Genomic DNA, 22,196 nt, shown 5'->3' with positions numbered 1-22,196 from the left:
GCGGACCATGGCCGCGCCCCCGGGGGCGGCTCAGGCGGCGGGCGCCTCCGCCGCCGTCAAGTTGACCGTCGCCTGGGCGGGTACGCCGTTGACGGTGACCGCGAGCACCACCTGACCGCCGGGGCGCAGCGCGGTCAACTGCCCCGTCGCCGGGTCGAACCGGGCCACGTGCCAGGGCTTCACCCCGTCGGCCCCGCCGACGTGCAGGTTCGGCGACCCGGACCAGTCGGCGCTGACCGGTGCGGCGACCGGGACGGTACGGCCGCCGGGCTGGGTGAGCGTGGCCGTGACGGTCGCCGGGGCGCCCACCGCGACGCTGGCCGGAGCCGCCAGGGCGAGCCGGTCGACGTGGGCGTGGAACTCCGCCTCGACCCAGCGCGGCCCCTCGGCCAGCGGGTCACGCCGGGCCCGCTCCGCCTCCTGCGGGGTTACCGGGTCGACGCCGAACTCGGTCCAGCCGGTGAAGCCGCCGAGCTGCGGTGGAGTGGACGGGTTCTTGCCCGAGTTGCCGTTGATCACGTACGGGACGCCGTCCACCCGCTCGGCGTGGAACGTGCCGACGTGCCCGTTGACCAGGAGCGCGCCCTTGCCCGTGCGGTGCTGGAAGTCGGCCAGCCACTGCTCCACCAGGGCGGCCTCCTTCCGGTCGCCGAGCTGGCTGGCCTTGGCCGGGCTGGGGTCGCGGGGCGGGTGGTGGAAGAACACCGCGACCGAGCCGACGGCCGGGTCGGCGGCGGCCCGGTCCAGCGTGTCCCGCAGCAGCTTCACCTGGTCGAAGCCGCCGCCGCGCAGCGAGCCGCTGGCGGTGTTCAGCGTGACGAACCGGGTGCCCTCGTGGTCGAAGACCCGCGAGGTGTCGCCGAAGACGGCCTTGAAGTTGTCGATCGGGGCGCCCATGATCTCGTGATTGCCCGGGACGTAGTAGTAGGGCAGCTCGCCGCCCAGTTCCTCGTCGAGGATCCGCTTGGCCAGCGCGAAGTCCGCCGGGTACGCGGTGTCCACGAGGTCGCCGTCGATGATCACGAAGTCGGGCTTCGCCGCCTTGATCTCGCGGAGCGTACGGCGGGCCTGGGCGACCAGGTCACTGTCCGGGTCGGCGGCGACGAACTGGGCGTCGGACATCACCGCGAAGCGCCAGGGCGCGCCGTCCACCGTGCCGTCGCGCAGCACCACCCGGTCGGTCAGCGGTGACTCGGCCGGCGCGTCCAGGGTGGGTGGCACCTTGGCCACCAGGTCGTCGATGACCACCTCGCTCCGGTACTGCTTGGCCGGGTCCGTCTCCGCCACGTAGAACCGGCGCACCCGGACCGGATACTGCACGCCCGGCGGGACGGCGAACTCGACGTACCGCCACCCGGTCCAGGTGACGTACGGGCCGCGGAGCACGAACTGGGTGTCCTGGGCGTCGTGCAGGTGCAGGCTGGGCCACTCCCCGGCGCCGTTGCCCTTGATCCACATGCCGAAGGCCTGCGGCTGGCCGGGCACCGGGATCCAGGCCGGCGGGTCGGCGTACGCGGCGCGGGTGCCGGTGGACTGGCTGAAGTCGTACGACAGCTTCAGGCCGGTGCCGGTGTGGCCCGGCGCCGGCGCGACCGACCCGCTGGCCCGGGCCTGGCTGAACTTCCAGGAGGCGGCGTCGTCGAAGCCGGCCACCGGCGCGTCGGCCAGCCCGACGGTCACCGGCAGCACGGTGGTCCGCGCTCCGACGTGGACGGTGACCAGGGCGGAACCGGTGTCGCTGAGCGCCTTGACGGAGAGGTTGCCGTCGCCGGTCGGGGTGACCGCGAGGAGGTCGTGGTCGTAGTCCAGGCGCAGGTCGGCCGGCTCGATCGGCGCGGTGTTGCCCTCGGCGTCGTAGCCGACCACGCCGAACAGGCCGGTGTCACCCTGCCGGTTGAGGCCAAGCCGGTCCACGGTTGAGTCGATCCGCTCCAGGGGACCGAGCACGGTCAGGTCGAGGGTGCCCCGGGCCGCCTCGTGCCAGGCGGTGACGGTGCTGCGGCCGGGCCGACCGGCCCGGAACACGCCCTCGTCGTCGACCGTGCCCTGGGCGGCCGGGTTGGCCCGCCACTGCGGCGCGCCGGCCGCCGGCCCGTACGTCTCGTCGTAGCCGGCCGCGGTGAGCCGGCGGGTGAGCCCGGGGAAAACCCGGTCCGGCCGCCCGCCGCGGACCGGGGCGACCCCCGGCGCGGCGGTCGGGTCGCTCGCCGTCTCCAGCCAGTACCCGGTGAGCCGGCCGCTGCCCGGCGGGGCGTAGATGGCCAGGCCGTTCGGCACCGGCCGCTCGCTGCCGTCCGAGGGGCTGTTCTCCACCTGCACGGTGGCCGCGCCGGGCTCGCGGGCCAGCAGGGTCGAGGAGCCGCCGCCGTCGAGGTTCAGCGCGGTCCACGCGCCGAGCTCGCGCATCATCCGGCCCAGCTCGGTCTGCGTGACGCCCCGGCTGTCCACCTGCCGGCCGTCCACGGTCAGCATGATCATCCTGCGCCCGTCGGCGGAGAAGCCGACCGAGGTACGCGGGGCCAGGCTCTGGTCGGCGATCTGCTGCACCACGCCATCCCGGATCAGCACGTTGCCGCCGCCGACCGCGGCGCGCAGGCTGCTCCCGTCGGAGGCCTTCGGCCGCCAGCTCAGGTCGACCGGATCGCCCGGCCGCAGCACCGCGAGCGCGTCCGCGCCCGCCTCCCGGCCCAGCAGCACGGTGGTGCCGGCCGGGATCGGGCCCTCGCCCGCCGCGGTGGCCACGGCGGCCACCTTGCCGCCGGTCACCGTCACCTCGACCACCCGGGCGGCGCCCTCCACCGGGCGCTTGCGGGAGTACGTCCCCCAGAGCGGGGTGAAGACGCCGACGCCGTCGCGCTGCACCATGTTGTTGAACTGGGTCAGCGGCACCGACCCGGCCGGCAGGGTGGCGCTGCCCTCGAAGCCGACCTGGATCACCCGGCCCAGCCCCTCGGCGCTGATCGCGGCGGCGTTGGTGTGCCCGGCGATCGGCGACTGGACCAGTTCACCGAAGCGGATGCCGATGCCCTGCGCGGCACCGGAGTTGTTGATGTCGAAAAAGTCGCCGTTGACCGCGGCCACCGCCCGGGAACGGTCCACCGCGGCGCGCAGCGGCTCGTCCCGGGTCACCGCACCGGAGTTGACGTAGTCCACGGTGACGCCGCCGGACAGGTCGGCGGTGAGCGCGTCGGCGCGCAGCCAGCCGTCGGCGTCGTACCGGTCGAAGGAGGTCAGGTCGAGTCCGGGGGCGACCGGACGGGTGGTCTTCGCGGTCTCCAGGCCGCCGGCCGGTTCCAGGCCGGGGGCGTCGCCGGCGAGGGCGACGGCGGAGTCAGGGCGGGAGGAGGCGGCCGGGGCGTCCTCGGCCGCGGTGTGCGGCTCGCCTGCGGGCGCCGCGACCCCGGGTGGGACGGGACCGGCCAGGGTGAGCAGCGGCGTCAGCAGCAGGACGCCGGCGAGACGGGCAGATCGACTGCGGATACGCATGGACGACAGTCAACCGGAAACTGAATAGAAGTTTCAATACCTCTAGGCTTAACCGTAGAAAAACTTCAAGCCGGCTGTTCGGTGCGAGATCTCCCCGCTGATCGTGGCCCGCTTCGCGCCCGGCCCGGAACGCGGAAGAGGGGCACGACCCGCAGGCCGTACCCCTCTTCGCTCCGCCCCTGGCGGGATCACTCGCCCGGCGTGGACTTCGCGATCTGCATCAGGAACTCGATGTTCGTCCGGGACTGCTTGAGCCGGTCCAGCAGGAGGTCGAGCGCCGCCTGCGAGTCCAGCGAGTGCAGCACCTTCCGGAGCTTGTGGACGATCGCCAGCTCCTCCGGCGCGAGCAGGACCTCCTCCTTGCGCGTACCGGAGGGGTTGATGTCGATCGCCGGGAAGACCCGCTTGTCGGCGATCTTCCGGTCCAGCTTGAGCTCGGCGTTGCCGGTGCCCTTGAACTCCTCGAAGATGACCGTGTCGGCCATCGACCCGGTCTCCACCAGCGCGGTGGCGAGGATGGTCAGGGAGCCGCCGTTCTCGATGTTCCGCGCCGCACCCAGGAAGCGCTTCGGCGGGTAGAGCGCGGTGGAGTCGATACCACCCGACATGATCCGGCCGCTGGCCGGCGCCGCCAGGTTGTACGACCGACCGAGCCGGGTCACCGAGTCGAGCAGCACGACCACGTCGTGCCCCAGCTCGACCAGGCGCTTCGCCCGCTCGATCGCCAGCTCCGCCACCGTGGTGTGGTCCTGCGGCGGACGGTCGAACGTGGCCGCGATGACCTCGCCCTTCACCGACCGCTGCATGTCGGTGACCTCTTCCGGCCGCTCGTCGACCAGCACCACCATCAGGTGGCACTCCGGGTTGTTGCGGGTGATCGCGTTCGCGATCGCCTGCAGCACCATCGTCTTACCGGCCTTCGGCGGCGAGACGATCAACGCCCGCTGACCCTTGCCGATCGGCATCACCAGGTCGATCACCCGGGTGGTCAGGATGTGCGGCTCGGTCTCCAGCCGCAGCCGCTCCTGCGGGTACAGCGGAGTGAGCTTGTAGAACTCCGGCCGGCGCTTCGCCTCGTCCGGCTCCATCCCGTTGATGGTGTCCAGCCGGACCAGTGGGTTGTACTTGTCGCGCCGCTGCTCGCCGTCCCGCGCGGCCCGCACGGCGCCGGTGATGGCGTCACCGCGGCGCAGGCCGTACTTCTTGATCTGGGACATCGAGACGTACACGTCGTTCGGGCCGGCCAGGTAGCCGGTGGTCCGGACGAAGGCGTAGTTGTCGAGCACGTCGATGATGCCGGCGACCGGGACGAGCACATCGTCCTCGCCGACCTGCGGCTCGCGGCCGCCGCCCTCGCCGCCCTCGGCCCGCTCACCGCGGCCCCGCCGGCGGTCACGGAACCGGCTGCGCCGGCCGCGCCGGCCGCCGCCCTCGCCGTCCTCGTCGCCGTCGTTGTCGCGCTCAGCGCGCTCGGCGCGCTGGCCACGGTCGTTGCGCTCGCCACGCTCGGCCCGCTCGCCCCGCTCGGCACGCTCGCCGCGCTCGGCACGCTCGCCGCGCTCAGCCCGCTCGGCCCGCTCGCCACGCTCGGCACGCTCAGTGCGCTCGCCCCGCTCGGCACGCTCAGTGCGCTCGCCCCGCTCGGCACGCTCGGTGCGCTCTGCCCGCTCGGCGCCACGCTCCCGGCCGCGGCTCTCGCCGCGCTCGGCCCGCTCACCGGTCTCGGCCGGGGCCTCCTCGGCACGCGGCTCGGCCGGACGCGCCTCGGCGGTCGCGGCGGCCCGGCCACGCCGGCTCCGGGTACGACCCTCGGTCACCTCGGCGGCCGGCGCCTGCTCGGCCGGGCGGCGCTCGGTCTCGGCCCGCTCCTCACGGACCTCGGCGTGCACCTCTTCCCGGGCCGGAGCGGCCGCGGCCGCGACCTCGGCCCGCGGTCGAGGGGTGCCGGCGGCGGCGCCGCCCTGCCGCTCGGTGATCGCGCTGATCAGCTCGCCCTTGCGCATGCGAGCCGTACCGGAGATGCCGAGCGACGCGGCCAGGCTCTGAAGCTCAGGCAGCAGCATCGCCGACAGGCCGGTACCGCTGCGCCGACGGCGCGTGGGAGCGGCGGCGGTGGCATCGCCAGCGACGTTGGAAACATCCGACGTCACGTCGGTGGTGTCGCTCAATGGATTCCTTCCCTCGATAGGCCGGGGCTGCCCGGAGTCGAAACCAGGTGGCCGGGCGGCCTCGGTGCACCCGCCTCGCATGGACGCGTCGCGGGAGTCTGTGACACAGCAGCCGGTCGGTTTCCCGACTCACCAGCGTCGGTGAGCAGGTCTCGCCGTCTGCGGCGACCTGTGGAAACTGCGGTGCGGCGTAGGCCTTTGGCAGGGGTGACGGGCTGACCGCCGAGAGCTTCGGGGGTGCGCCGCCCCGCAGGAGATCGCGTGCTTCGCGGCTGTGCTGAGTCTAGAGCGTAATCAACTCTTCCGACCTGCGGCAACAGGGTCCCGCTCGGCGTGTCCAAGTCTACCCCGGCTGACCCGGGCACCGCTGACATCTATGGGCAACTCCCAGCGCTGCCAATCTGTTCCCGCGTCGAACCCCGCCGGCACCTCGGTCAACGCCAGGACGGTCGGGCCCGCCCCACTGACCACAGCGGCCACATCCGCCTCACGCAGGGCGGCGACCAGGGCTGCCGTCCCCGGCATCCCCTCGGCGCGGTAGTCCTGGTGCAGCCGGTCGACCGTGGCCGGCAGCAGCAGCGCCGGATCGGTGGTCAGCGCGTGCACCAGCAGGGCCGCGCGTCCGGCGGTCAGGGCCGCGTCGGCGTGCGGCACGGTGGTCGGCAGCGCGGCCCGGGCGACGGCGGTCAGGCCGCGCTCGCCGGGCACGAAGACGGTCGGGCGGACGCCCTCCGCCACGGGCAGCGACACCGCCCGGGCACCGGCCGGCTCGGTCCAGGCGACGGTGAAGCCACCGAGCAGGCAGGGCGCGACGTTGTCGGGGTGGCCCTCGATCTCGGCGGCCAGCCGGAGCGCGGCGACGTCGTCCAGCAGCGCCGCGCCGTCGTCGGCCAGCGCCCGGGCCAGCAGCACCCCGGCGACGATGGCCGCCGAGGACGAACCGAGGCCCCGGGCCTGCGGGATCCGGTTGACGCACTCCAGGGCCAGCCCCGGCGGCTGCGTGCCCAGCACGTCGAAGGTGGCCCGCATGGCCACCACCACCAGGTGCTGGTCGCCGTCCGGCAGCTCGCCGGCGCCCTCGCCGGTCACCGCAACCCGGACCCCACCGGCGGTCACCTCGGCCGCCACGTCGTCGTACAGCCCCAGGGCCAGCCCGAGCGAGTCGAAGCCCGGCCCCAGGTTCGCGCTGGTCGCGGGCACCCGGACCCGCACGGGACCGGAGGCGAGAGTCATCGGCACCGGCTCATGCTAGGACCCGACACCGACAGCCCGCCGATTCGCCCGGACCGTGGGATGCGTGCCCACGCGCTCGGCGAAGCCCGCGTCGGTCGTGGGCGCCTCGCAGCCCCGATGGCGGGTGGGCGACGCCGCCGCGCGCACCGTGCGGGCCGGCGCGGGTCAGGACGCCCGGCTGGCACAGGGCTCCTCCGCCGGATCGGTGAGCGAGAGCCGCCGGGTGGCCAGCCGCCAGCCCAGCGCGTAGACCACGGTGACCAGACCGCAGCCGGCCAGCACGCTCCGCTCGCTCACCGTGTCGACCACCAGGGCGACGGCCAGCTGGCTGACCGAGATGGCCAGCGTCGCCAGCATCATGTCGGTGGCGAAGACCCGCCCCCGCAGGTGGTCCGGCACCTCGCCCTGCAGGGCGTAGTTGGACAGCACCCAGTTGCTGCCGCCGCCGAGGTGGGCCAGGAAGACCAACACCAGCACCAGCGGGAACCAGGCGACCACCGACACCCCGAGGTAGGCCAGGCCGTAGAGGGACATGGACAGCGCCAGGCCGGTGAGCAGCCAGGCCCGGTTGGCGAGCACCCGGCGCATCAGGATCGGGCCGACCAGCGCCCCGGCGCCCCGGGCGGCGAAGAGCAGTCCGGTGCCGACCGCCCCGACCCCGTACACCCCGGCGAGCAGCGGGAAGACGGTCAGCACGCCGTTGCCCAGGCCGACCGCCGACTTGACGGTGACCAGGCCGAGCACGCGCGGCTGGTGCGCGATGTAGCGCAGCGCCTCGCGGATCGCCGCCCAGGTGCGGGTGGGTGCCAGCGCCGGGTCGCGGGGGGCCTGCAGCGGCCGGCGGATCAGCGCGGCCAGGCCCGCCGCCACCACCAGGCTCCCCGCCGCCACCCAGAAGCTGACGTACGCGCCGGCGGCCGCGCTGAGCATGCCCCCGAGCGAGGCGCCGACGACCGTCATGGTGCCCCAGGCGGAGCCGGCCACGGCGTTGCCAGCGGCCAGGTCCGCCGGGTCGAGCACGTTGGGCAGGGCGGCCTGGGCGGCCGGCGAGTAGAACGCCTTCGCCACCGCCACGGCCGCGATCGCCACCAGGGCCAGCCAGGCCGTCCGGGAGCTGCGGACGCCGAGCAGCAGCAGGACCCCGGCCAGCGCGGCGAGGTTGGCCGCGATCATGGTCTTCCGCCGGTCGAACCGGTCGGCGATGGTGCCGGTGTACGGCAGCAGCAGCGCCAGCGTGCCGGTGTCCACGGCGAGCACCAGCGCCCCCCACACCCCGCTGCCGGTCAGCTTCGGCAGGAGCACCAGCAGCGGCACCATGACGAACCAGTCGGCGCCGAACACCACCAGCTCGGCGAGGAAGAGGTTGCGGAAGTCGCGATTGCGGACCAGGACCGAGACGGTGGGTGACACGCCGGCACACTACCGGGCCGGTCAGACCACGGCGGCGTGGCGGAGCATCTGGGAGACGGTCACGAAGGTGTAGCCGCGGGCCCGCAGCCCGGTGATCATGTCGGGCAGGCCGCGCAGCGCGACCAGCCGCCGCTCCGTGCCCACGTCATGGCCGAGCAGGATGGTGCCGGGCTGCACGTCGGCGACGATTCGCCGGGCGTGCCCGGCCGGGTCGTCGGGAAACTCACCCTCGACCATCTGCAACGTCCACAGCACCAGCCGGTAGTCCAGCCGAGCGGCGGCGTGCAGCACCGCCCCACCCAGGTGCCCCCAGGGCGGGCGGATCAGGCGGGGCGCGACCCCGGTGGCCTCGGTGATGGCCTCGTGGCTGCGCCGGAGGTCGTCGTACGCGGCGTGGGCGTCCATCCGGGCCAGGTCGTGGTGGGCCCAACTGTGATTGCCCACCTCGTGCCGCCCCAGCCGGCCCCGGACCAGGGCGGCGTGCTCCCGGGCCCGGACACCGACCAGGAAGAAGGTGGCCGGGACGGCGTACTTATCCAGGGTGTCCAGCACCATCGGCGTCCACTGTGGCAGCGGCCCGTCGTCGAAGGTGAGGGCGAGCAGGCGCTCCGTGGTGCGTACGCCCCAGACGACCTCGACCGTGCCCGAGCCGACCTCCTGGTGGCGGCTGCCCACGGTGGCACTGGCCGGCCCGCCGGCGATCGGGAGCCGGCGGTCGGCGATCCAGGTGCTCTGCGAGGTCGCGGCGGCGCCCAGCGCGGCACCCCCGGCCAGCAGCGCGGTGCGACGCAGCACCGCCCGCCTGTCCCACCGGCCCACGCCGTCCGCCATGGCCCCGCCCCCGCTCCGGCCGGCCATCCGCGACAGCGAGCCGACGACGCGCAGTAGGTGTCAACTCACCCACGGTACAGCCTGGCGTCGCCGTCCACGGTCCCCTCGCGCCGCCGTCCGCCACGAAGCGCCCGCTTCCCCGAAAAGAGTGGTCCCTCCTCCCTCCGCCCGGGGATGCTGGAGGGCCCTTTTCGCGGAAAGAGTGGCCAGCCGAGGCGGAATGGCCACTCTTTCCGGGCATTTGCCCGCAACCCGCCGGGGCGGCGGTGGCGGGTGGGGGTCAGTCGGCTGGTGGGAGGGGGGAACGCCGGCTCTTCGGGAGCCGGAGCACCTCGAACTGGTCCGTACCGTCGAGCAGCGCGGCCGAGGGGGCCGGCCGGGCCGGCGCCGGTGCGGCGGGCTCGACCGGCGGCTCGCCACCGCCGACGGTCGCCGGGACCGGCACCGGTGCGCCCCGGCGGCGGGCCCGAAGTGCACGCAGCGACTCCTTGGCGCGTTCCACCATGGTGTAGAGGGTCGGCACCAGGATCAGCGTCAGCAGCGTCGAGCTGATCAGGCCGCCGATCACCACGACCGCCAGCGGCCGGGAGATGAAGCCACCCTCGCCGGTGAGGCCGAAGGCCATCGGGAGCAGCGCGAACACCGTGGCGACCGCGGTCATCAGGATCGGGCGCAGCCGCCGGCGGCCGCCCTCGACCACCGCCTCGGTCACGCCCATCCCCCGGGCCCGGTACTGGTTGATCAGGTCGAGCAGCACGATCGCGTTGGTCACCACGATGCCGACCAGCATGAGCACGCCGATCAGCGCCGGTACGCCCAGCGGCGTCCCGGTGGCCAGCAGCAGCGCGATCGCCCCGGTGGCCGCGAACGGGACGGAGACCAGCAGGATCAGCGCCTGGGTCAGGCTGCGGAACGTACCGACCATGATCAGAAAGACGATCGCGATCGCGGCCAGCACGGCCAGCCCCAGGTCGGCGAAGGCGTCCTTCTGGTCGGCGCTCACCCCGCCGATGGCGAACGTCGCCCCCGGCACCTCCAGCGCGTCCAGCCGTTTCTGCAACTCCTGGGTGGTGGCGCCGAGGTCCGAGCCGGTTGCCGTGCCGGTGACCGAGACGCTCCGCTCGCCGTCGATCCGGGTCACCTGCTGCGGGCCCTCGACCTGGTTGACGTCGGCGATGTCGTCCAGCTTGACCGGGCCCACCGGCAGCGCCCGCAGGTCCGCCACGCTCAGCGGCGGCCGGGTCCCGGTGCTGAGCACCACGTTCAGCGGCCGGCCGTCCAGCGTGACCTGGCCCAGCGGGGCACCCCGGTACGCCTGCGCGACGAGCTGACCGACGGCCGCCTCGGTGAGCCCGGCCCGCGCCGCGGCGACCCGGTCCACGGTCACCTCGACCCGGGGCACCCGGGCGGCGAGGCCGGTGGCGACGTCGTCGACACCCGGCGTACCGGCCATCGCGTCCCGGACGGCCTCGGCGGCCCGGGTCAGGGTCTCCTGATCGGCGGCCTGCACGACCACCTCGAGCTGGCTGGCGGAGGCGCCGCTCTGTCCGGCGCCGAAGCTCAGCTCACCCACCTCCGGGCCGAGGGCGTCGAACTCCTCGCGGAGCGTGCGCCGGACCTTCGCGGCGTCGGTGTCCTCGGTGAGCGCCACCGAGTAGGAGGCGGTGTTGTTGCCACCGCCACCCGCCCACGGACTGTCCGTGCCGCCCGCGCTGACCTGGTATGTCTTCACCCCCGGCGTACCCCGGAGCACCTCCTCGACCCGCGCGGCGGCCTGGTCGGTGCCGGTCAGCCCGGTGCCCGCCGGCAGCTCCTGCCGGATGGCCAGTATGTCCTGGCCGGAGTCGTCCAGGAAGTTGGTCTCCAGCTTCTGGGCCAGGCCGAACGTGCCGAGCAGCACCAGCAGGCCCAGCCCCACGGTGGCCCAGCGGGTGCCCCAGGAGCGGGTGGCGAACCCGATGGCCGGTAGGTACGCCCGCTGCAGCGGGCTGCGCAGCTCCTTCTCCTCGGCCGCCCGCCGGGCTGCGGCGTCGTCCGCCCCGCTGCGGCCCGGCTTCAGGAACCAGTACGCCAGCACCGGGATCACGGTCAGCGAGACCAGCAGCGAGGCGAGCAGGGCCACCGTCACGGTGATCGCGAACGGTGCGAAGAGCTGCCCGACGAAGCCGCCCACCAGCGCGATCGGCGCGAAGACGGCGACCGTGGTGAGCGTCGAGGCGGTCACCGCGCCGGCCACCTCGCGGACCGCACCGAGGATGGCCTCCCGCTTCGGCTCGCCGTACTCCAGGTGCCGCTTGATGTTCTCGAGCACCACGATGGAGTCGTCGACGACCCGACCGACGGCGATGGTCAGCGCGCCGAGGGTGAGCAGGTTGAGCGAGTGGTCGCCGGCCAAGAGCACGATCAGCGCGACCAGCACCGACAGCGGGATGGAGACCGCGGTGACCACGGTGGAGCGGATCGAGAGCAGGAAGACCAGGATCACCACCACCGCCATCAGCAGGCCGAGCAGGCCCTCGGTGGTGAGGCTCTCGATGGACCGCTCGACGAACGGGGCCTGGTCGAAGACCACGGTGAGCGCGGCGCCGGAGGCGGCCGAGAGCGCGTCGAGCCGGTCCCGGATCTCGTGCGAGATCCGCACCGCGTTGCCGTCCGGGGTGGCGGTGACGGCGATGCCGAGACTGGGCTTGCCGTTGGTCCGGGTGAAACCGGTGGCCGGGGCGAGCTGCTGCTCCACCCGGGCCACGTCGCCGAGGCGTACCGGGGCGGCGGGGGCGGTGGTGAGCACGATGCCACGCAGGTCGTCCACGGTCCGGATCGGGGTGCCGACCTGGACCGGCAGCGATCGGCTGCCGTCGGCCACCGCGCCGGCCGGCACCGCGACGCCGTTGGTCTTGAGCGCCTGGCCGATCGCGGTGGGGGCCAGCCGCGCCGCGGCCAGCTTCACCGGGTCGGGGGTGACCAGCACGACCGGGTCGCGGGTGCCGGTCACCGCGACCGTCCGGACCCCGTCCAGTCCCTCCAGCTCGGGTACGACGTTGCGGCGCAGCTGCTCCGCCAGCGCCTGCTCGTCGTCGCCGCCGGTCGCGGCCACCACCACGGCGGGCAGATCGTCGGTGCTGCCGGCGATGACCTGCGGATCCACCCCCTGGGGCAGCTGCCCGTCGATGCGGTTCAACGCGGTCTGCATCTTGTTGACCACGTCGTCCAGATCGGTGCCGAACGCGTACTGCACCTGGACCGTGGTGGAGCCCTCGCGGGAGGTCGAGGTGATCTTCTCCAGCCCCGGGATGCCCTGCAGGCTGTTCTCGATCGGCTCGGTGACCTGGGACTCGACGATCTCCGGCGCGGCGCCCGGGTACGCCGCCACGATGAACGCGGCGGGGAACTCCAGCGACGGCAGGAGCTGCTGCTTCAGCGATGGTACGGCGAACGCCCCGAACGCCGCGGTCACCAGCGCGATGAGGGCGATCAGCCCTCGGTTGGCGAGGCTGAATCTGGCGAGCAGCGACATCGGCGTGGCTCACTCCTGGAATGGGGTCTGCGGGTGCCCAAAGTCTGCCCCACCCCGTCTGTCCACTCCGCACCCACCCACCCCTGCCCATCCCCGCCCCCCCTTCCGTTGATCATGAGGTTAGCGGCGAATGGGAGCGCTCCCCCTGCCGCTAATCTCATGATCGCCAGGCGGGACCGGCAGGGCGGCGGGGCCGGCGGGGCAGGAGGGGGTGGCGGTCAGGCCAGGTCTAGGGAGCGGGCGGCGGACAGGGGGTCGTTGGCGATGGTCACCGGGGCGGGGGCGGTGGAGATGGCCCACTCCGGGTCCTTGAGGCCGTGGCCGGTGACCGTGCAGACCACGGTGGACCCGGCCGGCACCCGGCCCGCGGCGCCCTGCTGGAGCAGACCGGCCACGCTGGCCGCGCTGCCCAGCTCGACGAACACGCCCACCTCGCGGGCCAGCAGCCGGTACGCCGAGAGGATCTCCCGGTCGGTGACCGCCGAGATCAGGCCGCCGGAGGCGTCCCGGGCGTCGACCGCCTTGGTCCAGCTCGCCGGGTTGCCGATCCGGATGGCGGTGGCGATGGTCGAGGGCTCCGGCACCACCTGCCCGGTGACGATGGGGGCGGCACCGGCCGCCTGGAAGCCATACATCTTCGGCGCCTTCGTGGCGTTGCCGGCCGCCACGTCCTCCGAGTAGCCCATCCAGTAGGCGGAGATGTTGCCGGCGTTGCCGACCGGCAGGCAGTGGATGTCCGGCGCGTCGCCCAGCGCCTCGACGATCTCGAACGCGGCGGTCTTCTGCCCGTGCAGCCGGTCGATGTTGACCGAGTTGACCAGGGCGACCGGGTAGTCCTGGGCGAGCTTGCCGGCCAGCGCCAGGCAGTCGTCGAAGTTGCCCTGCACCTGGAGCAGCCTGGCGCCGTGCACCAGCGCCTGGGCCAGCTTGCCCAGCGCGATCTTGCCCTGCGGCACCAGCACCGCGCAGGTGATCCCCGCGCGGGCCGCGTACGCTGCGGCGGAGGCGCTGGTGTTGCCGGTGGAGGCGCAGATGATCGCCTTGTCACCGGCCTCGACGGCCTTGGAGACGGCGACCGTCATGCCCCGGTCCTTGAAGGAGCCGGTGGGGTTGGCCCCCTCCACCTTCAGCCAGACGTCGGCGCCGATCCGGGCGGAGAGCACCGGCGCCGGCAGCAGCGGGGTGTTCCCCTCGTGCAGGGTGACGACCGGGGTGGCGTCGGTGACCGGCAGTCGGTCCCGGTACGTCTCGATCAGACCCCGCCACATGTCGCTCTCCTCGCCTCGACCGCCCCGGCCACATCGGGGCTTCTACCAGCGTGAACCAGCCTTTCGGACCGGCCGCCGGCACACCTGGGGTTAACCATCAGGCGGGACGGGAGCTACGCCCCGCCCTCGACCCGCAGCACGCTGGTCACCGAGCGGACGATCGCCAGCCCACGCAGCTCCCGGACGGTGGCCGCGAGCGCGGCGTCCGGCGCGACGTGGGTGACGATGACCAACTCGGCGTCCGCGCCCCCGCCGGCCGCGCCGCCACTCGCCGGGCCCTGCCGGACGGTGGCGATGGAGACCTCGTGCCCGGCGAACACCCCGGCCACCGCCGCCAGCACACCCGGCCGGTCGGTCACGTCGAGGCTGATGTGGTAGCGGGTGAGCGCCTCCCCCATCGGCCGCACCGACAGGTCGGCGTACGCCGACTCGCTGGGCGCGTGCACCCCGGCGAGGCGGTTGCGGGCCACCGCCACCACGTCGCCGAGCACGGCGCTGGCGGTCGGCGCGCCGCCGGCGCCGCGGCCGTAGAACATCAGCTGCCCGGCCGCCTCCGCCTCGACGAAGACCGCGTTGAACGCGTCGCCGACGCTGGCCAGGGGATGGGTCAGCGGAATCATCGCCGGGTGCACCCGGACACTGACCGTCTCGCGGCCCTGCGCGTCGGAGCCCCGGGCGGCGATGCAGAGCAGCTTGATGGTGCAGCCCATCGCCTTGGCGCTGGCGACGTCGGCGGCGGTCACCTCGGTGATGCCCTCCCGGTGCACGTCGGCCGCGGTGACCCGGGTGTGGAACGCCAGGGAGGCGAGGATGGCGGCCTTGGCGGCGGCGTCGAAGCCCTCCACGTCGGCCGTCGGGTCCGCCTCCGCGTACCCCAGCTCGGTGGCCTCCTCCAGCGCCTCGGCGAAACCGGCGCCGGTGGCGTCCATGGCGGAGAGGATGAAGTTGGTGGTGCCGTTGACGATGCCGGTGACCCGGTTGATCCGGTCCCCGTGCAGCGACTCGCGCAGCGGGCGCAGCAGCGGGATGGCCCCGGCGACGCTCGCCTCGTAGTAGAGGTCGGCGCCGCCCTCGGCGGCGGCGTCGTGCAGCGCGGCGCCGTCCTCGGCGAGCAGCGCCTTGTTGGCCGTGACCACGCTCTTGCCCGCGCGCAGCGCCTCGACGAGCCAGCTCCGGGCCGGCTCGATGCCGCCGACGACCTCCACCACGACGTCCACGTCGTCCCGCTTGATCAGCCCGAGCGGGTCGGTGGTGAACAGGGCGGGGTCGACCGGCAGGTCACCTCGGTCCCGGCCGAGCCGGCGTACGGCGATGCCGGCGATCTCCAGCGGGGCACCGATCCGGGCGGCGAGGTCGGCCGACTGCTCGTGCAGCAGCCGCACCACGTCGCTGCCGACCGTGCCGCAGCCGAGCAGCGCCAAGCGAACGGGTGAGGTCATCCGACATCCAATGCGAGCAGGTCCGCTTCGGTCTCCCGGCGGACGATCAGCCGGGCCCGACCGTCGCGGACGGCGACGACCGGGGGCCGCGGGACATGGTTGTAGTTGCTGGCCATGCTCCGGCAGTACGCCCCGGTGCCGGGCACCGCGACAAGATCTCCGGGCTGCACGTCAGCGGGCAGGAATTCATCCTTCACCACGATGTCCCCGGACTCACAATGCTTTCCCACCACGCGGGCGAGCAGCGGTTCCGCCGCCGAGGCCCGGTTCGCCACCGTCGCCGAGTAGGACGCGTCGTAGAGCGCGGTGCGGATGTTGTCGCTCATCCCGCCGTCCACGCTCACGTAGGCACGATGACCGTCGCCGCCGCCAGTGCCCAGCGGCACGGACTTGACCGTGCCGACCTCGTAGAGGGTGAACACGGCGGGACCGACGATGGCCCGGCCCGGCTCGATGGACAGGTGCGGCACCCGCAGCTTCTCGGCGAAGCACTCGGCGTCGACGATCTTGCGCAGCCGCTTGGCCAGGTCGCTCGGCGCGGCCGGGTCGTCCTGCGTGGTGTACGCGATGCCGAACCCGCCGCCCAGGTCCAGCTCGGGCAGTTCCACCCCGCGGGCGTCGCGGATCTGCGCCTGCAGGCCGAGCACCCGACGGGCGGAGACCTCGAAGCCGCTGGCGTCGAAGATCTGCGACCCGATGTGCGAGTGCAGCCCGCGCAGCTCCAGCACGCCCTCGTCGAGGATCTTGAAGGCGGCCGCCGCAGCCGCCCCGCCGGCTAGCGAGAAGCCGAACTTCTGGTCCTCGTGCGCGGTGGCGATGAACTCGTGGGTGTGCGCCTCCACGCCGACGGTGACCCGGACCAGCACCTTGGGGCGTACCCCACGCTCGCGGGCGAGCGCGGTGAGCCGGTCGATCTCGGCGAACGAGTCGACGATGATCCGGCCCACCCCGGCGTCCACCGCCCGGGTCAGCTCGGCCACCGACTTGTTGTTGCCGTGGAAGCCGATCCGCTCCGCCGGCATCCCCGCCGACAGCGCGGTGGCCAGCTCGCCGCCGGTGCAGACGTCGAGGAAGAGGCCCTCCTCGGCGATCATGCGGACCACTGCCCGGCAGAGGAAGGCCTTGCCGGCGTAGTAGACGTCGGCGTCCGGGAAGGCGTCCCGGAACTCGCGGCAGCGCGAGCGCAGGTCGTCCTCGTCCAGCACGTACACCGCGGTGCCGAACTCGGCGGCCAGCTCGCGGACGTCCAGGCCGGCGACCTCCAGCGCGCCGCCCGCCCCGCGCGCCACGTGGCGCGGCCACAGCTGCGGCACCAGGGCGTTGACGTCGACCGGGGTACGCAGCCAGGCCGGCCCGCGGTTGCCGATGTCGCCGTGCAGGGCACCGGCCTCGTGCGCGCGCATGGGACTACATCCTTTCCGGGGCGGAGACGCCGAGCAGCTGCAGGCCGTTGGCGATGACCACGCGGGTGGCGTCGTTGAGCCAGAGCCGGGCCCGGTGGGTGTCGGTGATCTCCTCCTCGCCCTGCGGGGTGACCCGGCACTGGTCGTAGAACCGGTGGAACGCCGGGGCCACCTCGCGCTCCAGGTAGTGCGCGAGCCGGTGCGGCTGGCGCAGCTCCGCGGCGGTGGCCACCACGGCCGGGAACCCGGCGAGGGCCTTGAGCAGCTCGTGCTCCTTCTCGTGGCTGAGCAGCTCGGGGCGGAAGTCCGCCGCCGCGCCCCGGGTCAACCCCGCCTCGGCGGCCTGCCGCGAGATGCCGGCGGTCCGCGCGCCCACGTACTGCACGTAGTAGACCGGGTTGTCGTTCTTGGCCCGGGTCCACAGCTCCACGTCGATGTCGATGGGCGAGTCGGCCGAGTAGCGGGCCAGCGCGTATCGGGCGGCGTCCACGCCGATCGCGTCGACCAGGTCCTCCAGGGTGACCACGGTGCCGGCCCGCTTGCTCATCCGCACCGGCTGCCCGTCGCGGACCAGGTTGACCAGCTGACCGATGAGGATCTCCAGGTTGCGGTCCGGATCATCGCCGAAACAGGCGGCCATGGCCTTCATCCGGCCGATGTAGCCGTGGTGGTCGGCGCCCAGCATGATCACCACGCGCTCGAAGCCGCGCTCGCGCTTGTCCAGGTAGTAGGCGCAGTCGGCGGCGAAGTAGGTCCACTCGCCGTTGGACTTGCGCAGCACCCGGTCCTTGTCGTCGCCGAAGTCGGTGGTGCGCAGCCAGGTGGCGCCCGCGGCCTCGTAGACGTGCCCCTGCTCGCGCAGCCGGGCCAGCGCCTTGTCCAGCTCGCCCCGGTCGTGCAGGTCCTTCTCGTTGAAGTAGGTGTCGAACTCGACGCCGAAGTCGCGCAGCGACGCCTTGATCTCTTCGAACATCAGCTGGACGCCCTCGACCCGGAACATCTCCTGGGCGGCGGCGTCGTCCAACTCCCGGACCTCCGGCCGGCGCCGGCACACCTCGTCCGCGATCTCGGCGAGGTACGCCCCGCCGTAGCCGTCCTCCGGGGTCGGCTCGCCCTTGGCGGCGGCGAGCAGCGAGCGGGCGAACCGGTCGATCTGGGAGCCGGCGTCATTGAAGTAGTACTCGGTGCCGACGTCGGCGCCGGTGGCGCGGAGCAGCCGGCTCAGCGCGTCGCCGACGGCCGCCCAGCGGACCCCGCCGATGTGCACCGGGCCGGTCGGGTTCGCCGAGACGAACTCCAGGTTGATCTTCTGGCCGGCGAGGGTCTCACTGCGGCCGTACTCCGGGCCGGCCTCGACGATGACCTTGGCCAGCTGGCCGGCGGCGGCCGAGTCGAGCCGGATGTTCAGGAAGCCCGGGCCGGCGATCTCCACCGACTTGATCCCGGGCGCCCGACCGAGCTGCTCGGCCAGGGCGGCGGCCAGCTCCCGCGGGGGTACGCCGACCTTCTTGCTCAGCTGCAGCGCCAGCGTCGAGGCGTAGTCGCCGTGCTCGGGGTTTCGGGGTCGCTCGACGGTGGTCTGCGCGGGCAGCGCGGAGCCGTCCAGGCGCCGGTCCTCGAAGACGGCGCGGGCTGCGGCAAGGACTACGTCGGCGAGTTCTGCGGGAGTCACCGAACCATGTTATCGGGGGTAGACTCGGGCACCGCGGCGGCGACCAGCATGTGAACCGGCCCGCCGGGCTCCCTGACCGACCGACCTGACGAGGCACGATGAGCATCAGCACCCCGGGCGGCCCGGAGCGCCGTCCGACCGTGGTCAGCACCGGCAAGAAGCCGGCCGCCGGCCGGCCGGCCGCTGCCGACAAGCCCGCCGGCGGCAAGGCCGGGTCCGGCAAGGGCAACCCGCGGCCGGCCGCGGGCGGCAAGGGCCGCAAGCCGGTCGCCCCGGTGAAGGTCAGCCAGGGTCGGTCCTGGGGCCCGATCGCCCTCTTCGTCGCGGTCGGCGTGCTCGCCGCCGGCATCATCGGCTACGGCGCCTACGCCGCCTTCCAGGGCTCGCAGCCGTGGCAGAAGCGGGCCGACGCCATCAAGGGCATCGTCGACTACCGCAAGAAGGACCCGGACCTGGTCAAGGGTGGCAACCACCAGCCGGGCCCGATCAAGTACGACATCCTCCCGCCGGTCGCCGGCCCGCACAACCAGGCCTGGCAGAACTGCATGGGCGACGTCTACGACGCCCCGATCGCCAACGAGCACGCGGTGCACAGCCTGGAGCACGGCACGGTCTGGATCACCTACCGCCCGGACCTGCCGGCCGACCAGGTGGCCAAGCTCAAGGCCAAGGTCGAGGGCAAGGAGAAGCTGATGCTCAGCCCGTTCGAGGGGCTGGACAAGCCGATCTCGCTGCAGGCCTGGGGCTTCCAGCTCAAGGTCGACAACGCCGACGACAGCCGGATCGACGACTTCATCAAGACGCTGAAGGTCAACGCCTCCATCGAGGGGCCGACCGCGCTCTGCGACCAGGGCGTCACCGCCACCGGCACCACGCCCCGGGACAACCTGAACAACCAGATGCCCGAGCAGCCGACCCAGTGAGGACGCCGCGATGACCGCCGCCGTGACGACGGACGCCGACCTCGACGAGGCCCCGGTCACCGGTGACGGTGCCCGGGGGGCCGCGCGTCGCTTCGGCGTCCTGGCGCTGGCCGCCGCCGTCGTGGTCGGTCTCCTGCTCGGGTACGCGGGCGGCCTGCTCACCCCGACGCTCACCCGTCCGGGTGACAACTCCGCCGAGGCGGGCTTTGCCCGGGACATGACCACCCATCACGCGCAGGCGGTGGCGATGGGGTTGCTGGCCTTCCAGCAGGGCCAGGACCCGGAGGTACGGCAGCTGGGCGTCGACATCGCCACGGGCCAGCAGGGCGAGATCGGCACCATGCAGACCTGGCTGCGCTCGTGGCACCTGGACCCGACCGGCGGCCAGCCGCCGATGGCCTGGATGCCGGACGGCGCCGGGCTGGTCAAGAACGGCCTGATGCCGGGCATGGCCACGTCGGAGGAGATGGCGAAGCTGCGGGCCGCCAAGGGCCGGGAGTTCGACGTGCTCTTCCTCACCATGATGCGGCAGCACCACCTGGGCGGGATCCACATGATCCAGGGGATCCTCGACCAGGGGCACGACGAGGACGTGCTGGCGGTCGCGCAGACCATGAAGAACACCCAGCAGACGGATCTGACCAACATCCAGGCCGCGCTCAAGCGGCTCGGTGGCTGAGCCACCGGCACGCCTGCTCTGGAAGGGCCCGCGTCGTTCCCGACGCGGGCCCTTCCGCGTACCCGCCTCCCTGCCAGCCCGTTATGCCCGTTTATAACTTTTTGATGGAGTTCAACCCATAGTGCTCCTTGGAGACTTTTCTACCTACATATCGTGACCAGTTGCGATTCGGGCTCGTTGCGCAAGACGTGGGGGTTGCACTCAGAGACGCAGGCAGGTCGGTGACCAGTTGGTGCCGACGCCACACCATCGGCGGTGACGGGGCGGTGGCAGCCGTCCGTCGCGGACAGCGGCCGGGCGAGTCGGGAACGCTCAGCCGCGAACAGGAACTCGAACTGATCGACGTGCTGCGGGGCGTTCACCCCGACGGGTTCGGCCTGGACGAGGAGCTCTGGACGCGACAGAGCCTGACCACTCTCATCCAGCGCCGGTTCGACCTGACGATGGACCCCGGCACGGTCGGGGCGTACCTGCGGGCCTGGGGGTTGGGCCCGCGGGAGCCCCGGGAGCGGGCCTGCGGGCTCTGCGTGGGCGCGGTCGAGCGCTGGGTGCGCAGCGAGTACCCGGCGATCACCGGGGCCGCCCAGGAGCACGCCGCGGAGGTCTACTGGATCGGCCGGATACGCCTGCGCGGCACCATGCCGGCGGCCGACGTGATCTCCGCGGTCTCCTCCCGGGGCCGGGTCCGCTTCATGATCACCACACCGTCGGTCGACCCGCCGCTCCCGCGCGACTTCGTGCTGCGGCTCAGCGGCGCCGAGGAGCGCACCGTGCACCTGATCGTCGACGGCTCGTGGCCCCGCAACGAGTGGCCGCGCCGCCTGCCGCGCCGCATCGTCCTGCACCCGCTCCCCAGCTGCGGCCGCCCCCTGGCCGCCGCCTGACCCCGGCCGCCTTTCCGGTGATCATGAGGTTGACGGCGATGACGATCTCCGTCGCTGCCGCCAACCTCATGATCAGCGGCAACGGTGGACCTGGGGCGGCGCGCGGGATACCGATTGGGTGATCCGGAGGCGGGTTTGCTACTCTTCTCGGGTCGCTGAGCCCCCGTAGCTCAGGGGATAGAGCACCGCCCTCCGGAGGCGGGGGCGCAGGTTCGAATCCTGCCGGGGGCACAGACACAAGAAGCCCGGGCCGTCGGTCCGGGCTTCTTCGTATCTCCGGCGGGCACCTGCGGAAGCCACACCCGGACCGGTCAACCGGCCTCGCGGCGGGCCTTCGCGCGGCGCTTGCCCTCGTGCATGGCCTGCACCCGGGCCACCGGGATGGTCCGCCCCTCGGCGACCAGGTCGGCCGGGAGCCGTTGCGGGGCCGGCAGCGCCGCCGCCCACGGGTCCCGCTCGGCGACCAGCGCCGGCACGGTCCGCACGGTGAAGTCGGCGGGCATCGCCGACTCCAGGTCGTCCCAGCCAACCGGGTACGACACCGGCGTGCCCGGCCGCACCCGGGGGCTGTACGCCGCCACCACCGTCGCCCCGTACGCCCGGGTCGAGTCGACGAACACCCGGCCGCCCCGGTCCTCGACGATGAACGCGGTGGTGGCCAGCGCAGGGTCGAGGCGTTCGGCGCGGGCGGCGACGGCCCGGGTCGCGGCGGCCGCCTCCTCGGCCGTGGTCTCGGCGGCCACCGGCACGATCACGTGCACACCCTTGGCGCCGCTGGTCTTCACCGCGCCGGCCAGCCCGACGTCGGTCAGCGCCTGCCGAACCAGCAGCGCGGCCCGGACCGCCATCCCGAACGAGTCGCCCGGGGGCGGGTCGAGGTCGAGCACCAGCTGGGTGGGGTGCTCCGGCCGGCCCGCCAGGCCCAGCGTCGGGTGGTACTCCACCGCCCGCTGGTTGGCGAACCAGAGCAGCGTCCGCCGGTCGTCGCAGAGGGCGTACGAGATCCGCCGGCGGGACGCCTCCGCCCAGACCGAGGTGCGGCGCACCCAGTCGGGGGTGTACTTCGGCAGGTCCTTCTGCATGAACGGGTCCTGCCCGGGCCGCACCCGGACGACCGAGAGCGGCCGGTCGCGCAACTCCGGCAGGATCCGCTCATGGACGGCGTCCAGGTAGTCGACCAGATCGCGCTTGGTCGCCCCGGCCCCGTCGAACAGCGGCTGGTCCAGATTGGTCAGCGACACCCCGTCCCGGGTCTCGTCAGCGGCACCCATCCGCTCACCTTCCCG

General features: G+C 73.3%; 14 protein-coding genes and 1 tRNA gene. 4 read left to right on the top strand and 11 right to left on the bottom strand.

Features of this window, described 5'->3' with window-relative positions; translation table 11 throughout:
• Window positions 1-30: 30 nt before the first annotated feature.
• The 10 genes from ABZ783_RS19810 to argS form a co-directional block, all read right to left on the bottom strand.
• The gene (locus tag ABZ783_RS19810) at window positions 31-3,486 is read right to left on the bottom strand and encodes a phosphodiester glycosidase family protein (RefSeq protein ID WP_357440119.1); all 3,456 of its coding nucleotides are present in this window, start codon (window positions 3,484-3,486) and stop codon (window positions 31-33) included.
• Window positions 3,487-3,674: 188 nt separating this feature from the next.
• The gene (gene rho / locus ABZ783_RS19805) at window positions 3,675-5,654 is read right to left on the bottom strand and encodes a transcription termination factor Rho (protein WP_357440116.1); all 1,980 of its coding nucleotides are present in this window, start codon (window positions 5,652-5,654) and stop codon (window positions 3,675-3,677) included.
• A 294-nt stretch (window positions 5,655-5,948) separates the two neighbouring features.
• Entirely contained in the window at window positions 5,949-6,887 is a 939-nt protein-coding gene (gene thrB, locus ABZ783_RS19800) for a homoserine kinase (RefSeq protein WP_357440202.1), read from the bottom strand.
• A gap of 165 nt (window positions 6,888-7,052) precedes the next feature.
• Window positions 7,053-8,297 (bottom strand): MFS transporter, encoded by a 1,245-nt coding sequence (locus tag ABZ783_RS19795; RefSeq protein ID WP_357440113.1) that lies wholly within the window; start codon window positions 8,295-8,297, stop codon window positions 7,053-7,055.
• A gap of 21 nt (window positions 8,298-8,318) precedes the next feature.
• Entirely contained in the window at window positions 8,319-9,128 is an 810-nt protein-coding gene (locus ABZ783_RS19790; RefSeq protein ID WP_357440110.1) for a polysaccharide deacetylase family protein, read from the bottom strand.
• Window positions 9,129-9,408: 280 nt separating this feature from the next.
• A complete protein-coding gene (locus tag ABZ783_RS19785; protein ID WP_357440107.1) occupies window positions 9,409-12,642 on the bottom strand; it encodes an efflux RND transporter permease subunit in 3,234 nt (1,077 codons plus the stop codon).
• Between the two features lie 218 nt (window positions 12,643-12,860).
• Window positions 12,861-13,910, bottom strand: a complete 1,050-nt coding sequence (thrC, locus tag ABZ783_RS19780; RefSeq protein ID WP_357440104.1) for a threonine synthase — start codon at window positions 13,908-13,910, stop codon at window positions 12,861-12,863.
• A 113-nt stretch (window positions 13,911-14,023) separates the two neighbouring features.
• Window positions 14,024-15,349 (bottom strand): homoserine dehydrogenase, encoded by a 1,326-nt coding sequence (locus ABZ783_RS19775; protein ID WP_357440101.1) that lies wholly within the window; start codon window positions 15,347-15,349, stop codon window positions 14,024-14,026.
• Window positions 15,346-16,752, bottom strand: a complete 1,407-nt coding sequence (lysA, locus tag ABZ783_RS19770; RefSeq protein ID WP_357440099.1) for a diaminopimelate decarboxylase — start codon at window positions 16,750-16,752, stop codon at window positions 15,346-15,348. The genes ABZ783_RS19775 and lysA overlap by 4 nt, the downstream gene beginning before the upstream one ends.
• A 4-nt stretch (window positions 16,753-16,756) precedes the next feature.
• Window positions 16,757-18,424, bottom strand: coding sequence for an arginine--tRNA ligase (argS, locus tag ABZ783_RS19765; protein WP_357440097.1), 1,668 nt, complete (start codon window positions 18,422-18,424; stop codon window positions 16,757-16,759).
• A gap of 98 nt (window positions 18,425-18,522) precedes the next feature.
• Between argS and ABZ783_RS19760 the strand changes: the two genes are divergently transcribed.
• The 4 genes from ABZ783_RS19760 (at window position 18,523) to ABZ783_RS19745 (ending at window position 21,141) form a co-directional block, all read left to right on the top strand.
• Window positions 18,523-19,347 (top strand): DUF3105 domain-containing protein, encoded by an 825-nt coding sequence (locus ABZ783_RS19760; protein WP_357440095.1) that lies wholly within the window; start codon window positions 18,523-18,525, stop codon window positions 19,345-19,347.
• A 10-nt stretch (window positions 19,348-19,357) separates the two neighbouring features.
• Window positions 19,358-20,026, top strand: a complete 669-nt coding sequence (locus ABZ783_RS19755; RefSeq protein WP_357440092.1) for a DUF305 domain-containing protein — start codon at window positions 19,358-19,360, stop codon at window positions 20,024-20,026.
• A gap of 188 nt (window positions 20,027-20,214) precedes the next feature.
• Window positions 20,215-20,910 carry a winged helix-turn-helix domain-containing protein gene (locus ABZ783_RS19750; protein ID WP_357440089.1) on the top strand — a complete coding sequence of 232 codons (696 nt, stop codon included), beginning with the start codon at window positions 20,215-20,217 and terminating at the stop codon, window positions 20,908-20,910.
• Window positions 20,911-21,069: 159 nt separating this feature from the next.
• Window positions 21,070-21,141: transfer RNA gene (locus tag ABZ783_RS19745), tRNA-Arg, on the top strand.
• An 80-nt stretch (window positions 21,142-21,221) separates the two neighbouring features.
• On the opposite strand, the gene ligD is transcribed toward ABZ783_RS19745, so the two are convergent.
• On the bottom strand, window positions 21,222-22,181 hold the full coding sequence (ligD, locus tag ABZ783_RS19740; protein WP_357440087.1) for a non-homologous end-joining DNA ligase: 960 nt from the start codon (window positions 22,179-22,181) through the stop codon (window positions 21,222-21,224).
• Between the last annotated feature and the right edge of the window lie 15 nt (window positions 22,182-22,196).

Source organism: Micromonospora sp. NPDC047738 (assembly GCF_040642675.1).
In the GTDB taxonomy this organism is placed as follows: Bacteria; Actinomycetota; Actinomycetes; order Mycobacteriales; family Micromonosporaceae; genus Micromonospora.
This window is presented reverse-complemented; position numbering and strand designations above follow the sequence as displayed.

Excerpts from the sequence above, each read along its gene's own strand:
- ligD (WP_357440087.1), bottom strand. The coding sequence starts at position 22,181 with ATGGGTGCCGCTGACGAGACCCGGGACGGGGTGTCGCTGACCAATCTG.
- ABZ783_RS19810 (WP_357440119.1), bottom strand. The coding sequence starts at position 3,486 with ATGCGTATCCGCAGTCGATCTGCCCGTCTCGCCGGCGTCCTGCTGCTG.
- ABZ783_RS19775 (WP_357440101.1), bottom strand. The coding sequence starts at position 15,349 with ATGACCTCACCCGTTCGCTTGGCGCTGCTCGGCTGCGGCACGGTCGGC.
- ABZ783_RS19760 (WP_357440095.1), top strand. The coding sequence starts at position 18,523 with ATGAGCATCAGCACCCCGGGCGGCCCGGAGCGCCGTCCGACCGTGGTC.
- ABZ783_RS19785 (WP_357440107.1), bottom strand. The coding sequence starts at position 12,642 with ATGTCGCTGCTCGCCAGATTCAGCCTCGCCAACCGAGGGCTGATCGCC.
- thrC (WP_357440104.1), bottom strand. The coding sequence starts at position 13,910 with ATGTGGCGGGGTCTGATCGAGACGTACCGGGACCGACTGCCGGTCACC.
- ABZ783_RS19755 (WP_357440092.1), top strand. The coding sequence starts at position 19,358 with ATGACCGCCGCCGTGACGACGGACGCCGACCTCGACGAGGCCCCGGTC.
- lysA (WP_357440099.1), bottom strand. The coding sequence starts at position 16,752 with ATGCGCGCGCACGAGGCCGGTGCCCTGCACGGCGACATCGGCAACCGC.
- ABZ783_RS19790 (WP_357440110.1), bottom strand. The coding sequence starts at position 9,128 with ATGGCGGACGGCGTGGGCCGGTGGGACAGGCGGGCGGTGCTGCGTCGC.
- thrB (WP_357440202.1), bottom strand. The coding sequence starts at position 6,887 with ATGACTCTCGCCTCCGGTCCCGTGCGGGTCCGGGTGCCCGCGACCAGC.